At 47.2% G+C, this 14129-nt stretch carries 14 protein-coding genes; all 14 read left to right on the forward strand.

Going from position 1 to position 14129, the window contains the following annotated elements; translation table 11 throughout:
- Positions 1 to 56: 56 nt before the first annotated feature.
- The 14 genes from E6W40_RS04855 (at position 57) to E6W40_RS04920 (ending at position 14114) form a co-directional block, all read left to right on the forward strand.
- Complete coding sequence (locus tag E6W40_RS04855) at positions 57 to 1325, forward strand: nickel pincer cofactor-dependent isomerase, group 22 (RefSeq protein WP_136604447.1); 1269 nt, start codon at positions 57 to 59, stop codon at positions 1323 to 1325.
- Between the two features lie 19 nt (positions 1326 to 1344).
- Positions 1345 to 2115 carry an SDR family oxidoreductase gene (locus E6W40_RS04860; protein WP_136604448.1) on the forward strand — a complete coding sequence of 257 codons (771 nt, stop codon included), beginning with the start codon at positions 1345 to 1347 and terminating at the stop codon, positions 2113 to 2115.
- Between the two features lie 49 nt (positions 2116 to 2164).
- Positions 2165 to 2968, forward strand: a complete 804-nt coding sequence (gene larE, locus E6W40_RS04865) for an ATP-dependent sacrificial sulfur transferase LarE (RefSeq protein WP_136604449.1) — start codon at positions 2165 to 2167, stop codon at positions 2966 to 2968.
- Positions 2969 to 3058: 90 nt separating this feature from the next.
- Positions 3059 to 4531, forward strand: a complete 1473-nt coding sequence (locus E6W40_RS04870) for a gluconokinase (RefSeq protein WP_136604450.1) — start codon at positions 3059 to 3061, stop codon at positions 4529 to 4531.
- 30 nt (positions 4532 to 4561) lie between these two features.
- Entirely contained in the window at positions 4562 to 5335 is a 774-nt protein-coding gene (larB, locus tag E6W40_RS04875) for a nickel pincer cofactor biosynthesis protein LarB (protein WP_136604451.1), read from the forward strand.
- Positions 5316 to 6266 carry a nickel pincer cofactor biosynthesis protein LarC gene (gene larC, locus E6W40_RS30240; RefSeq protein ID WP_136604452.1) on the forward strand — a complete coding sequence of 317 codons (951 nt, stop codon included), beginning with the start codon at positions 5316 to 5318 and terminating at the stop codon, positions 6264 to 6266. Before larB ends, larC begins: the two co-directional genes overlap by 20 nt.
- A gap of 62 nt (positions 6267 to 6328) precedes the next feature.
- Positions 6329 to 6799, forward strand: a complete 471-nt coding sequence (gene larC2, locus E6W40_RS30245; protein WP_136604453.1) for a nickel pincer cofactor biosynthesis protein LarC2 — start codon at positions 6329 to 6331, stop codon at positions 6797 to 6799.
- A 274-nt stretch (positions 6800 to 7073) separates the two neighbouring features.
- Positions 7074 to 7634 carry an ECF-type riboflavin transporter substrate-binding protein gene (locus E6W40_RS04890; RefSeq protein WP_246072879.1) on the forward strand — a complete coding sequence of 187 codons (561 nt, stop codon included), beginning with the start codon at positions 7074 to 7076 and terminating at the stop codon, positions 7632 to 7634.
- A 38-nt stretch (positions 7635 to 7672) separates the two neighbouring features.
- The gene (locus E6W40_RS04895; protein WP_136604455.1) at positions 7673 to 9379 is read left to right on the forward strand and encodes an ABC transporter ATP-binding protein; all 1707 of its coding nucleotides are present in this window, start codon (positions 7673 to 7675) and stop codon (positions 9377 to 9379) included.
- Entirely contained in the window at positions 9372 to 10202 is an 831-nt protein-coding gene (locus tag E6W40_RS04900) for an energy-coupling factor transporter transmembrane component T family protein (protein WP_136604456.1), read from the forward strand. Before E6W40_RS04895 ends, E6W40_RS04900 begins: the two co-directional genes overlap by 8 nt.
- A gap of 161 nt (positions 10203 to 10363) precedes the next feature.
- On the forward strand, positions 10364 to 11332 hold the full coding sequence (locus tag E6W40_RS04905) for a quinone oxidoreductase family protein (protein ID WP_136604457.1): 969 nt from the start codon (positions 10364 to 10366) through the stop codon (positions 11330 to 11332).
- Positions 11333 to 11430: 98 nt separating this feature from the next.
- Positions 11431 to 12120: a response regulator transcription factor gene (locus tag E6W40_RS04910; protein WP_136604458.1), complete on the forward strand. Its 690-nt coding sequence runs from the start codon at positions 11431 to 11433 to the stop codon at positions 12118 to 12120.
- Positions 12113 to 13246, forward strand: coding sequence for a sensor histidine kinase (locus E6W40_RS04915; protein WP_136604459.1), 1134 nt, complete (start codon positions 12113 to 12115; stop codon positions 13244 to 13246). Before E6W40_RS04910 ends, E6W40_RS04915 begins: the two co-directional genes overlap by 8 nt.
- Positions 13247 to 13322: 76 nt before the next feature.
- Positions 13323 to 14114 (forward strand): COG4705 family protein, encoded by a 792-nt coding sequence (locus E6W40_RS04920; protein ID WP_136604460.1) that lies wholly within the window; start codon positions 13323 to 13325, stop codon positions 14112 to 14114.
- Positions 14115 to 14129 lie beyond the last annotated feature (15 nt).

Below are 14129 nucleotides of genomic sequence, written 5' to 3' on the forward strand. Positions count from 1 at the left end.
AAAGGAGCAGTTCATTCATAGAAATCAGCATTTAATGAAAAGGAGTGAATGAAAGTATGGGAATTCTTCAGGAGCTGTTAAAGGATATTCCGATCCCGAAAATGGCCAAAGTGAAAGTGATTTTCGAAAATAACATGATCGATGATCTTGGAAGTGAGCTTGGGGCTAAGCTGCAGCAGAAGCATATTCAAGCAACGATCAAGCCTGGCATGAAGATTGCAATCGCGGTCGGCAGCAGAGGGCTTGATCGCATCGTGGAATTAACGGCAGTAACCGTAAAGGCACTGAAGGATGCCGGAGCGGAGCCCTTCATTGTCCCGAGCATGGGTAGCCATGGAGGCGCAACAGCAGAAGGGCAGCGTGAAGTGCTTGCGCATCTTGGCGTCACCGAGGCAAGCGTCGGCTGCGAGATTCGTTCCTCCATGGAAGTCGTTCAGCTGGGAGAATTGCCTAACGGACTTCCCGTCTATTTGGACAAATACGCCGCAGCGGCAGACGGCATTGTCGTCATTAATCGCGTGAAGCCGCATACGGCTTTTAGAGGACCTGTTGAAAGCGGCATCATGAAGATGATCAGCATCGGCCTGGGCAAGCAAAGAGGGGCGGAGGCCTGTCATCAGCTGGGTTTTAAATATATGGCGGAAAATGTTCCGGCCATGGCCAGGATGATCATGGACCAGAAGCCGGTGCTGTTTGGCGTCGCTACTGTGGAGAATGCTTTTGACAAAGTAGCTGTCGTTGAAGTGCTTACACCTGAAGAGATTATCGAAAAAGAACCGGACCTGCAGATGAAAGCCAAGGAGCTGCTGCCCAAGCTGTTTTTTGATCAGCTCGAGGTGCTCGTCATTGATGAAATCGGCAAAAACATCAGCGGCGACGGCATGGATCCCAACATCACGGGGCGTTATCCCACACCGTACGCGCACGGAGGGCCGGATGTGAATAAAATGGTGGTCCTGGATTTGACTCCCCAAACCGAAGGGAACGCCAACGGCGTGGGAACGGCGGATTTTACGACGCAGCGGCTGGTGGATAAGATGGACCTGGAAGTCACGTATGCCAATGGTTTGACATCGACTGTCGTCGCGCCGACCAAGATCGCAACAACGCTGCCTAATGACCGCGAAACGATTCAAGCGGCCATTAAAACAAGCAATGTTCTGGATTTTAACCAGGCCAAAATGGTACGCATCAAAAACACGCTGGTACTGAGTGAAATTGAAGTGTCAGAGGCATTGTTCGAATACGTGAAGCAGCATCCGCAGATGGAGCTGTGTTCTGAACCGTATGATTTTTCCTTTAATGAACATGGGAATTTAACATAAACCGAGGGAGAGCTGAAACATGACGAATTTATTTGATTTGACGGGGAAAACAGCGGTTGCTATTGGAGGGAACAGCGTGCTGGGCTCTTCTATCGCAGCCGGCTTCGCTGAGCAAGGGGCAAGAGTTGCGATTGTGGGCCGTAATTTCGAAAAGGCACAGGATGTTGTAAACAGCATTCAAAGCAATGGCGGAGAGGCGAAAGCCTTTCAGGCAGATGTGAGTTCGCGGGATTCGCTCATCCAGGTGGCTTCGGAAATTGAGGAATGGTCCGGTGGCTGGGATATTCTCTTAAATGCCCCCGGCAAAAACAGTTCCACACCATTCTTCGACCTGGGTATGGAAGAGTGGGATGACATTATGGATGTGAACTTAAAAGGCATTGTGATAACCTGCCAAATTTTTGCCAAGCGTATGATCGAACAAAAGCGAAACGGAAGCATCATCAATATTTCTTCTGTTTCTTCTACTACACCATTATCCAAGGTCTTTACCTATTCCGTTTCCAAAGCAGGGCTCAACAGCGTAACCCAGTTTTTAGCCCGGGAATTCGCGCCTGCAGGAATTCGTGTCAATGCAATTATCCCCGGATTCTTCCCGGCTGAACAAAATCAAAAAATACTAAGTCCGGACCGCATTGAATCCATCATGAAGCATACTCCGATGAATCGGTTTGGTACACCTGAGGAGCTGAAGGGAGCAGCCATTCTGCTGGCTTCGGAAAAGGCTTCCAGCTTTATCACAGGCACATTGCTTCGGGTTGACGGCGGATTTGGAAGTATGACGATCTAAAAATGATACGCAGATTAGCAAATGAATGAATTTGGAGGGGGAAAAGACAATGCAGACCGAAAAATATGAAAAATTACAGTCCATCATTCGAGAAATGAACTCTGTCGTAGTGGCATTCTCAGGAGGAGTAGACAGTACATTTTTATTAAAAGCTGCAGTGGACACTTTAGGGGCTGACCATGTGCTGGCGGTAACGGCTGATTCGGAAACCTATCCCTCAACTGAGCTTGAAGAAGCCATTGAGCTGGCTGAATTGATTGGTGCAAAACATCAGGTCATTGAAACTTCTGAGCTCGCAATTCCCGGCTATGCGGAAAATACTAAAAATCGGTGCTATTTCTGTAAAAGCAGCTTGTTTGACCATTTGGTGTCTGTATTAAACGAAAAAGCTTTCGAAAATATTGTATACGGTGTCATAGCCGATGATATGAATGAATTCCGCCCGGGAATGCAGGCAGCAAAGGAGCGGGGAATACGTGGGCCTCTTTTGGAAGCCGGTTTATATAAAGAGGAGATCAGGGAGCTGTCAAAAGAATTTGGACTCCCTACATGGGAAAAGCCATCATTTGCTTGTCTGTCCTCAAGAATTGCTTACGGTGATTTTATCACCAAAGAAAAGCTGAAAAAGGTGGAAAAAGCGGAAGCCTATTTAAAATCCCTTCATATCCGCCAAGTCCGGGTTCGTACACATCAGGAAACGGCAAGAATCGAAGTGGAGCCGAAGGATATGAGCATCATCTTGGAGAATCATGAATTGATCGTAAGCAAGCTGCAGGACTACGGATATAAATACGTGACCCTTGATTTACTTGGGTATCAAAGCGGCAGCATGAATAAGGTTCTTTCTATATAATCATTTTTCACGGATAAGCGTTTAACAAGCGCAAGACCAAATCGTTCATATGATTCATTATTTATGGCTTAATGAAAAGGAAGATGAAGCATGTCAAGAGAGCTTGTCATTGGACTGGACATCGGAACGACAAGCGTGAAAGCTTGTGTATTTAACATTCAAGGAAATTTAATCGCGGAAGCCGAGGAAATGAACGCTTTTCATTATCCGCAGCAAGGATGGGTCGAGCAGGATCCGGCTGCCATAGAAAGATCCGCCGTGCTGGCGATCAGGGAAGCGGTCCGAAGAGCCGAAATCGGCAAAAACGAGCTGATTTCACTCGGGTTTTCTGCTGCCATGCATTCACTTGCGATTGTGGATGAGCAAGGCAAGCCGTTATCTCCTGCGTTGATATGGGCCGACGGAAGAAGCTCCGATCAGGCGGATTGGGTTAGCGAAAGCAAGGGAAGAGAAATTTATGCAAGAACCGGAACACCCGTTCATCCGATGACACCATTTTTGAAATTATTATGGATGAAAGAAACTCGTTATGAACCCTTCCTGCATGCCGCATACTTGATGTCGATTAAGGAGTATTTGATATATTGCTGGTTCGGCGAGAGAATGATTGATTATTCGATGGCATCTGCAACCGGATTATTTAACCCAACAACGCTGAGCTGGGATGAGGAATTGTTGCAAATGACGGGTATCTCCGAGGATCAGCTGTCAACCATTGTTCCTCCGACAACGATACTCAGCGGAATCAAAAAGGATATTGCGGAACAAATGGGACTTCAAGAAGACATTCCTTTTGCTATCGGTGCTGCAGACGGACAGCTGGCTAATTTGGGAATCGGTGCGATACTCCCTGGTGAAGTTGCGGTTTCCGTGGGTACGAGCGGGGCGATCCGGCAATTAACAAGCCATATTCAGGTAAGTGAAAATCAAGAAACATTCTGCTACTCATTCACCAAGGATACAGCCATTATCGGAGGGCCGACGAATAACGGAGGCATCGCCCTGCAATGGTTGAAGGATTTATTGAATGATCAAGGAAGTTTTGAAGCATTTCTGAAGGCGGCTGGACATGTTGAACCGGGCTCTGAAGGTCTTCTTTTTCTTCCTTATATAAATGGTGAGCGAGCGCCTATTTGGAATCAGCGAGCAAAGGGGAATTTTTATGGTATTGCGGTGACACATCAAAAAGAGCATTTCATCCGCGCCGTGCTGGAGGGCATCACTTTTAATCTCTATCAAATCGGTAAAGCTTTGGAAAAAATAGCGGGGGAACCCAAGAAAATATATGTTAATGGCGGCCTGTCCCGATCTTCGGAATGGCTGCAGATGATGGCGGATGTATTTGAAGCAGAGATTTATATTTCAGAGAACCATCATAGCGCTGCTTGGGGTGCGGCATGGACGGCTTTGGTGGCCACGGGGAAAGTAGATTCCTTCGAAGAAATTAAACGGAACATCCCCATGGGAACACCCATCATTCCAAATCCAGAAAACAGCAAACGATATAAACTGATCTATGACAACTATGAAAAACTAGTTAAAAAGATCGTTGAATTGTTTTAGTTTCAGTTTGAATTCGAGGGGTTGAAAAAAATGCTTGATGAAATTTTGGAGCAGGTTCAAAAAGGGACCCTGAGTGTTGCAGAAGCAAAGAAGAAATTAGCTACTTTTGAAGACTTGGGTTTTGCAAAAGTGGATCATCACCGAAAAAAACGCCAAGGATTTCCCGAGATCGTGTATGGAGAAGGCAAAACAGCCGGGCAAATCATTTCCATAGTGCAAGCTTTGCAAGCACAACGCAACAACGTTCTAGTAACGAGAATTTCAAGTGACAAGGCTGAGATCGTCCAAAAGGCTTGTCCGGATTTTAGCTATGACGAGACTGCACAGATTTTATTTTGGAAAGAGGAGACAGGCAGCGAAGAGAATTCCAAGGGGTATATCGCTGTCATTGCCGCAGGCACCTCTGATCTAAGAGTAGCGGAGGAAGCTGCGGTTACTGCAGAAGTGTTAGGGAGCAAGGTACACCGAATCTATGATGTGGGCGTTGCTGGGATTCATCGACTGTTAAGCCATGCGGAAGAGATACAAAATGCAACGGTCTCTGTTGTGGTTGCCGGAATGGAAGGAGCTCTGCCAAGCGTTGTTGGCGGACTCGTCTCACATCCTGTGATCGCTGTCCCGACAAGCATCGGATATGGGGCAAGCTTTCATGGCCTTTCTGCTTTATTGACGATGTTAAATTCTTGCGCATCAGGAATCAGTGTTGTCAATATTGATAACGGATTCGGCGGAGGGTATAACGCTGCCCTGATTCACCAGCTTGTACAAAAGGGGGAGAAAAGAATTGAAAACACTTTATCTTGACTGCTTTTCCGGTATCAGCGGGGATATGTTTATAGGTGCTCTTATTGATGCAGGTGCTGATCCCGACAAGTTAAAGGAGGAGCTGAAAAAGCTTCATATCGAGGAAGAGTATGATTTGAAGTGGGGGAATGTCAATAAGAACGGGATCACTGCAACCAAATTCGACGTGCTATTAAAAGTTGAAGATTCCCACACGCATGAACATCATCATGAACATAGCCACAGTCACGATCATAGTCATGAGCACGACCATGATCACGGTCATAGTCACGGTCATAGTCATGAGCACGACCATGATCACGGTCACAGCCACGGTCATAGTCATGATCATGATCATGAGCATAGCCACAGTCACGAGCATGTGTCTCATACGCATGAGCATAGTCATAGCCATGGTGGGCACACGCATCATCATGATCACGATCATCGATCCTATAAAGATATCGTTCATATGATTGAGGGAGCTGGATTTGAAGATCCGGTACAAGATATTGCGCTTAAGATTTTCAGAAAAATCGGAGAAGCGGAAGGGCGTATTCATGGCGTTCCTTTAGAGAAGGTACATTTTCATGAGGTGGGCGCAGTAGATTCGATTATTGATATTGTGGGTGCCGCCATCCTGATTCATCAATTGGGCATCACTGTAATCAAGTCATCGCCCGTACCGGTGGGAAAAGGGAAAATCCGTATCGATCATGGCATTTATCCGGTTCCTGCACCTGCCACACTGGAGATTTTAAAAGGAACACCTCTTGAACAATCGGATGTCAGAGCGGAACTGACGACTCCAACAGGAGCGGCGATTGTCTCCGTATTAGCGGAAGAGTTCGGGCCGATTCCTTCTATTAAAGTCGAGTCCATAGGATATGGGGCCGGAACCAAAACCTTTCCGGATCATCCGAATGTGCTGCGGGTCATTATTGGTGAATAGTCTGTGCATAATGAAGTACCATTAGAATGACAGAATTCCCTTCATAGGAGAGGAGCATGCCCATGGATTCCCGATTTCCTCCGAATCATGAACATCTGGATCATGACATGGTGAAAATGGAAGTGAATTTTGATGATATTCCCGGAGAATGGCTCGGACACGTCATGGACCTGCTTTTGGAAAGCGGAGCAAACGATGTTTACTATACTCCCATTTATATGAAAAAAAACAGACCGGGAACGATGCTGCAATTACTTTGTTCCCAAGAAAATGTAGACCGGATGAAAGAGATTGTATTCAGGGAGACCACAACCTTGGGCATACGGTATTATCCTCTGACCGTGCATCGGCTGGAGAGAACCTTTGAACAGGTACCTACGGAATGGGGACAGGTAACCGTGAAAAAGGGAATATACGGCGGGAAAGCCGTGCAATGGGCACCGGAATTTGAGGACTGCAAGCGTATTGCCCTGCAGCATGGCATCCCCTTGAAAAAGGTCTATGAGCAGGTGTGGAAATCAACGGGAGAATAATCTCCACCGTATCTTCTTGGGTGGCCTTGATAATGAAAAAGCAAACAATATTCAAAATACCTAATTTCCGATAGAGGAAATGGGTATTTTTTGCGTATGAAGAGATATTTTCGCGTCAGTTCGCACTTTGTTGAAGAAAATCTTTTGTCTATTTCCCAAAAAAGTTTTGCCTTCATGCTCAAATGCCCTTATATTTAGAGTACCATTAATGTTTAATGTTCGTATTTGGACATTGAAGTTATTGAATATCACGTTTGAGAAAGGTGACTCTGCTTTGAAAAAATCCATTTTTCATTTAAACACAAGAACTGTGGTGACCATAGGCATCGGTGCGGCCCTGTATGGAGCCACCAGCTTTATTGGAATTCCTGTGGGACCCGATACCTCGCTGCGTCCGGCGATTGCGCTGCTGGCAATTTTTGGTGCTCTGTTCGGACCGGTTGTCGGGTTTGTTGCCGGGTTAATCGGCCATGTGCTGAATGATCTGTTAACCAGCGGCACGGTATGGTGGGGGTGGGCTCTCGGCTCAGGCATTACCGCCGCGTTTATGGGACTTATCTATTTGTCCAAGGGATTCGATCCGCAGAATGGTACTTATAAAGGGAAGCATATCGGTTTTTTCGTTATTTACGGCATTGTCGGCATCATTTTATCGCTACTGTTCTCCGGATGGTTTGATATCGCCTTCATGGGAGAGCCGTCTGATAAACTGGTCGTACAGGTAACCGCAGCTTCGATTTCGAATATGATTGTGTTTCTGGTGCTAGGCGTTCCGGCCGTAATCGGCTTCGCGAAGAGAAACGCCAAAGTCAGCAATTTGAGCGTCAACGAGTAAGTGTGGAGAGCACTGAAGGGATAGGAGTTTTAAACGTTATGCAGCCAATCATCTCGTTTCAACATTATGGGTTTAAATATAAAAACCAGTCAGAGCCCACGCTAAAAGAGATTACGCTGGATATTTATCCGGGAGAGAAGATCTGGATTGCGGGACCTAGCGGCTCAGGCAAATCGACATTGGCCCATTGTATCAATGGGCTTATTCCTTTTACATACGGGGGAGAAGCCGCAGGCAGCTTAAAGATTGCCGGCCAAAACCCTTCTGACTTAAGCATTTTTGAATTGAGCCGCACGGTAGGGACGATCCTGCAGGATCAGGATTCGCAGTTCGTGGGGCTTACGGTCGCCGAGGATACGGCCTTTGTCATGGAAAACAAAACGATGCCGCGCCAGCAGATGAAACAGAAGGTAGCGGCCTCGCTGAATATGGTCGACATGCTCGAATATATCGAGCATAGCCCGTATGAACTGTCGGGAGGACAGAAGCAAAATGTGTCCTTGGCGGGCGTTCTATCCACCGATGCAGATGTGCTTCTCTTCGATGAGCCTCTGGCGAATCTTGATCCGGCCAGCGGTCGTAAGGCTATGCAGCTCATCGACGATATTCACCGGGAGAGCGGCAAGACAATTATCATTATCGAACACCGTGTCGAGGACGTGCTGCAGCAAGCTGTAGATCGTATCGTGCTGATGAATGAAGGACGGATTGCAGCCATGGGTACACCGGATGAAATTTTATCATCCGGGATCCTCCGCAGCTATGGCCTCAGACCGCCGCTTTATGTGGAAGCCCTTGAACATGCAGGCATTCCGATTAGGGACGTACAAGGACTGGGTTCTCCCCGGCTTCTGGATATTCCCGGATTGAAACCCAAGCTGGATACGTGGAGTGAGCAAGCGGGAGTCAAACAGGAGCGGGGGTATTCGCATGCCTTACTGGAGGTCAGCAGCATCAAGTTTGGTTATGATCCGATGCATCCGGTCATTCAGGATGTTTCTCTGCAGATCGGAGCGGGTGAAATTGTTGCCCTGCTTGGTAATAATGGAGCCGGAAAATCTACGCTGTCGCAGTTGATTACGGGTATTCTGAAGCCGCAGTCCGGCAGAATATTCTATGACGGACAGGATATCAGCACTTGGTCCATCCGCCGCCGGGGCGAAGCTATCGGGTATGTGATGCAGAATCCGAACCGGATGATTACGCAGCATATGATTGCGGAAGAGGTTGGACTTGGACTTAAAGTCAGGGGACTACCCGCTGCCGAGATCAAGGAACGTGTAGAAAATGCGCTGAAGATTTGCGGGCTGTATCCGTTCCGCAATTGGCCGGTTTCTGCGCTCAGTTATGGGCAGAAGAAACGGCTCAGCATTGCCTCCATACTGGTATTAGAGCCAAAATTAATCATTCTGGATGAGCCAACCGCCGGACAGGATTATCATCACTATAAAGAATTTATGGATTTCATCGAATCCTTGTCCAGCCGCGGCATGGGATTTCTCTTGATTACTCATGACATGTACCTGGCGCTGGAGTATGCTGCTCGGGCAGTCGTTCTAAGCGGAGGCCGGGTGATTGCCGAGGATTCGGTTACGGATGTGCTAAGCAGTCCGGAGATTACCGAAGCTGCCCACCTGAAGGAGACCTCGCTGTCCTTGTTTGCCAAAGCGAACGGGCTGTCATCCCCGGAGCGGTTCGTGCAGGCATTTATCAACGAAGAGAAAAAGGGGAAAGGCCATGAATAGAACGGGAAGCCTCTATGTGACGGGGAACTCGCTGTTTCACCGGCTGGATGGAGCTGTTAAGCTGGTGTTGTTTATGGCCTGGACGGTCATGACTTACATGTTTTTGGATTTGCGTGTGTTTGTGCTCATGCTGATCGTTGGCATTACACTGCTTGTTACTGCCGGTATTCCTTTTAAACGAATGGCCTTTTTATTCTGGCTGATGATTATTTTTACTGTGCTTAACGGAATCTTTATCCTGCTTATTACACCGACGTTTGGAACCAGGCTCACCGGTACGAATACTCCCGTCATCCCGCTCGGCTATAATACGATCAATACGGAAACACTGTTTTATGTCCTGACTTTGTCGGCGAAATATTTGACGCTGCTGCCGATAACGATCCTGTGTATTTTCACCACGCAGCCCAGCGCTTTTGCCAGCAGTCTGAACCGGATCGGCATTCCATATAAAATCGCATATGCGGTCAGCATTGCCCTACGGTACATCCCGGATCTGACGGAAGAGTTCCGCAGCACCCTGAATTCGATGCAAGCACGCGGAATGGGGATATCCAAAGAGGATGGCAGCATCATGCAGCGTCTTCGCAATCTGGCGGCAGTCGTCGTTCCTGTGCTGCAGTCAGCCCTTCACCGGATCGATTCCGTCACCAATGCAATGGAACTGCGCGGATTTGGCACGCAGAAGCGCCGGACCTGGTACAACGGCAAAGATATGGAGCCCATGGACTGGATATTTGCTGTCCTCGGTGTCGTTTTGCTTGGGGTGGGCATCTGGTTGAAGGTCAAATTGCTCAAGAATTTTTGGTACCCATTTTCATAAGAATTTCAAACGAACGTTATTAGAAAAAGAGAAGCCGGAGCAAAAATTCCTGGTTTCTCTTTTTTTAGGGTGACTGACTGAAACCGGCCAGTCGTTTAAGAAGAAATGCTGGTATATGTTACAATAAGTAAGTCAAAATAGAAGAAAAAGGAGGTAAGCCCTTGAAAGCTTTGGTGTTTGATCAGTTCGGTGGACCGGAAGTGTTAGAATACAGGGATATTCCAGATCCGGAGATCTCTGCCGGTCATGTTATCGTCAAGATGATGGCGATTGGTCTTAATTTCGCTGATATTTATCGTAGAAAAGGTAATTATCATTTAACAGGAATGCCTCCATATATTCTTGGCTATGAGGGTGCAGGTGTAATTGAGCAGGTGGGACCGGGTGTCAGCGGCTTGCATATAGGCGATCGAATTGCTTTTGCAGATGTTCCGTTTGCAAATGCGGAGAAGGTGTCCGTTCCCGATGAGAAAGTAATCCCCCTACCTGATGATATATCGTTTGAACAGGCCTCTTCCTTGCTATTGCAGGGATTAACTGCACATTATCTTGCGAATGACAGTTACCGGGTGCAGGCTGGGGATGAGGTTCTTATCCATGCGGTGGCAGGCGGGGTAGGACAGCTTCTGACACAATTATGCAAAGCTAAAGGTGCCAGGGTGTTCGGGTTGACCTCAACCGACTCTAAGAAAAAGGTGGCATTGGAAGCAGGTGCAGACGAAGTCATGCTGTATCAGGAAGCCTGGACGAAAGCAGTTCCTGCCTGGTCATCGGACGGAGATGGCGTTCGTGTTGCATATGATTCTGTCGGCTCAACGCTGATGGACAGCTTTGCGGTTGTCCGAACCAAAGGAGCGGTCGTATTTTACGGCATGTCCGGCGGTGACCCGCAGCCCGTTGATCCAAGAATGCTGATGGATACCTCCAAAACGCTAACGGGAGGGGATTTGTGGAATCATGTCACTACGAAGAGTGAGCGAATCCAACGTGCTGAATCTCTCTTCTCTGAGGTGAGAGAAGGACGGTTAAGATTGGGAGATCCGGCTGTTTTTAGGCTGCATGAAGGTGCAGAGGCGCACCGGTTTTTAGAAAGCCGCAAGAGTACTGGGAAGATTTTATTGATACCTTAAAAAATAAACAAGCTTCAAATCAATACAAAGGCGCCGCATACCGGCGCTTTTTGTCATTTCCGGACATCTTATGTTAAGTTGGTAGTGGAGGGGATGAAATGAATCGTATTACGATTTTAATCGCAGACGATGAACAGGAAATTGCGGGATTGATAGAATTACATCTGAAAAAAGAAGGTTATCACTGCATTACAGTACATAACGGACAGGATGCCATCCAGGCTGTTCATACGCAGCCGATTGATTTGGCGATTTTGGATATTATGATGCCCAAGTTTGACGGTTATGAAGTAACAAGACAGATCCGGGAACAGTATTATATGCCGATCATATTTTTGAGCGCAAAAGCATCAGATTTAGATAAGATCGAAGGGCTGGTCCGCGGGGCGGACGACTACATGACCAAGCCGTTTAATCCAATGGAGCTGGTTGCCCGCGTGAACGCCCATCTACGCCGGATCATGCAGCTGACCCAAATGGCTCCGACAAGCAAGCCGGTTATTGAGGTGGGGGGATTGGTCATTTATCCCGAACAGCGGACGGTGGACCTGTATGGGGATACCATTGAACTCACACCAAAGGAATTCGATATTTTGTACCTGATGGCCAGACATCCCAAGAAAGTGTTCAGCGCTGAAAATATATTTGAGCAGGTATGGGGCGAGGACTACTTCGAAGGCGGAAATACAGTGATGGTGCATATCCGTACCTTACGGAAAAAGCTCGGCGAAGATAAGAACAAATTTATTAAAACGGTGTGGGGGGTAGGCTATACGCTCCATGGGTAAGATATTATTCAGCTTTCGGACTCGTATGATTCTGCTGCTGATGGCCAGCATGCTGGTATCCGGCAGTATCACCTTTGCGATTTATAAAGTACTTCAGCACTATTACCGGTCAGAGGTTCTTTACGAGAATCCGCTGGCAAGAATCCGGTACTTTATGAGAGATATTGGCGATGTGAACTCCTTTTTGATCATCTTTATCCCACTAGCCATTTTGTTTTTTTTCTTGTTTACCAAGTCCTACGCTTCGTATTTCAAGAAAATTTCCAAAGGGATTCACCAGCTGGCGGCGGGGGACTTTACCCATGAGGTTCGGATTTCCTCCAAGGATGAATTCGGAGCCATTGGAACAGACATCAATCTGGCGATGAAAAAGCTCCAGGAAGCGGTAGAGAGAGGGGATTATGCGGAAAACAGCAAGGATCAGCTGGTTCTGAACCTGGCTCATGATCTCCGTACACCTCTTACCTCGGTTATCGGGTATCTGGATTTTATTCTGAAGGATAATGAAATGTCAGCGGAACAGGCCAGGCACTATACTACGATTGCTTATACCAAGTCGCAGCGCCTGCAAAAGCTGATCGATGAATTGTTTGAAATTACCCGGATGAACTACGGCCGGTTGAACCTCGATAAAAAGCCGTTTGATCTCAGCGAGCTGCTGATGCAGTTAAATGAAGAGTTTTACCCTGTTTTCGAGAAAAATGATGTAACAGCTAAATTGTCCGTGGATCGGGAGTTGAACATTTGCGGAGATGGTGAGCTGCTGGCTCGCGTGTTCGAGAATCTCCTAACGAACGCGATTCGCTATGGAAGTGACGGCGGGTTTATTGACATTCATGGTTTTGTAGATATGAAAGATGTAGTTGTACAGGTCATCAATTACGGAGATTGTATTGACCCGAAGGATCTGCCCCATATTTTTGATATGCTATATACCGGCGATCAAGCCCGAACGCATCCATCGGGAAGCACAGGTATTGGCCTGTTTATCACCAAAAACATTGTGGAGCAGCATGAAGGAACGGTAACCGTTCAAAGCAGCCCCATCCGTACGCTATTTGAAGTGAGATTGCCCTTGGATACGCAGACAGGTCCCGGATCAGTGAGCTCAGTCATTTCAGATTAACGTAAATTCTCATGGAGTTCTCATACAAAGCATGTATGGTTAGGAAAATGCTGAGATACATGAGGAGGATTAGCGAATGAATGATGTTAGTCTTAAAAAGGACAATCTGCTGCTGGGCAAGGTACCGCAAGTAACGATTTTTTTCTGGATTATTAAAATCATGGCTACCACGGTAGGGGAGACAGCTGCTGACTTTTTGAATTTCAACCTGAATTGGGGGTTATCGAGTACATCGCTATTAATGGCAGTACTGCTCTTGCTGGTGCTATTCTTCCAGATCAGGAGTGAAAAGTATATCCCGTCACTATATTGGCTGGCGGTTGTTCTGATCAGCGTGGTCGGCACATTGGTTACCGATAACCTGGTCGACAATCTGGGTATGGCGCTCTCAACAGCCACGATTATTTTCACGGTTGCTCTGTTAGCAACCTTTGCAGCCTGGTACGCAAGTGAAAAGACACTTTCCATTCACTCGATAAACACACGTAAACGTGAGCTTTTTTATTGGCTGACGATCCTGTTCACCTTTGCTTTAGGTACTGCTGCCGGGGATCTCATGGCAGAGGGTTTGAACCTGGGCTACGCGTTATCGGCCATTGTTTTTGCTGCTCTGATCGGAGCTGTTACCCTCGCCTTTTTCCGGTTTAAGCTACATGGGGTATTTGCCTTTTGGTTTGGATATGTTCTGACCCGGCCTTTCGGAGCTTCCATTGGCGATTACTTATCCCAGCCTCAAGACGAAGGTGGACTGGGACTCGGATCTACTGTGACGAGTATGGCATTCCTTATTATCATTCTGTGTCTGGTCATCTACCTGACGAAGTCCCGGGTGGACGAGCTGAAGATTCCTCAGAACCCTGATTTATGATACATTAATAGCAAG

Source organism: Paenibacillus dokdonensis (genome assembly GCF_004916975.1).
In the GTDB taxonomy this organism is placed as follows: Bacteria; Bacillota; Bacilli; order Paenibacillales; family Paenibacillaceae; genus Paenibacillus_AQ; species Paenibacillus_AQ dokdonensis.

Coding starts and splice junctions, on each gene's coding strand:
- E6W40_RS04855 (WP_136604447.1), top strand. CDS start 57: ATGGGAATTCTTCAGGAGCTGTTAAAGGATATTCCGATCCCGAAAATG.
- E6W40_RS04860 (WP_136604448.1), top strand. CDS start 1,345: ATGACGAATTTATTTGATTTGACGGGGAAAACAGCGGTTGCTATTGGA.
- larE (WP_136604449.1), top strand. CDS start 2,165: ATGCAGACCGAAAAATATGAAAAATTACAGTCCATCATTCGAGAAATG.
- E6W40_RS04870 (WP_136604450.1), top strand. CDS start 3,059: ATGTCAAGAGAGCTTGTCATTGGACTGGACATCGGAACGACAAGCGTG.
- larB (WP_136604451.1), top strand. CDS start 4,562: ATGCTTGATGAAATTTTGGAGCAGGTTCAAAAAGGGACCCTGAGTGTT.
- larC2 (WP_136604453.1), top strand. CDS start 6,329: ATGGATTCCCGATTTCCTCCGAATCATGAACATCTGGATCATGACATG.
- E6W40_RS04895 (WP_136604455.1), top strand. CDS start 7,673: ATGCAGCCAATCATCTCGTTTCAACATTATGGGTTTAAATATAAAAAC.
- E6W40_RS04900 (WP_136604456.1), top strand. CDS start 9,372: ATGAATAGAACGGGAAGCCTCTATGTGACGGGGAACTCGCTGTTTCAC.
- E6W40_RS04910 (WP_136604458.1), top strand. CDS start 11,431: ATGAATCGTATTACGATTTTAATCGCAGACGATGAACAGGAAATTGCG.
- E6W40_RS04915 (WP_136604459.1), top strand. CDS start 12,113: ATGGGTAAGATATTATTCAGCTTTCGGACTCGTATGATTCTGCTGCTG.
- E6W40_RS04920 (WP_136604460.1), top strand. CDS start 13,323: ATGAATGATGTTAGTCTTAAAAAGGACAATCTGCTGCTGGGCAAGGTA.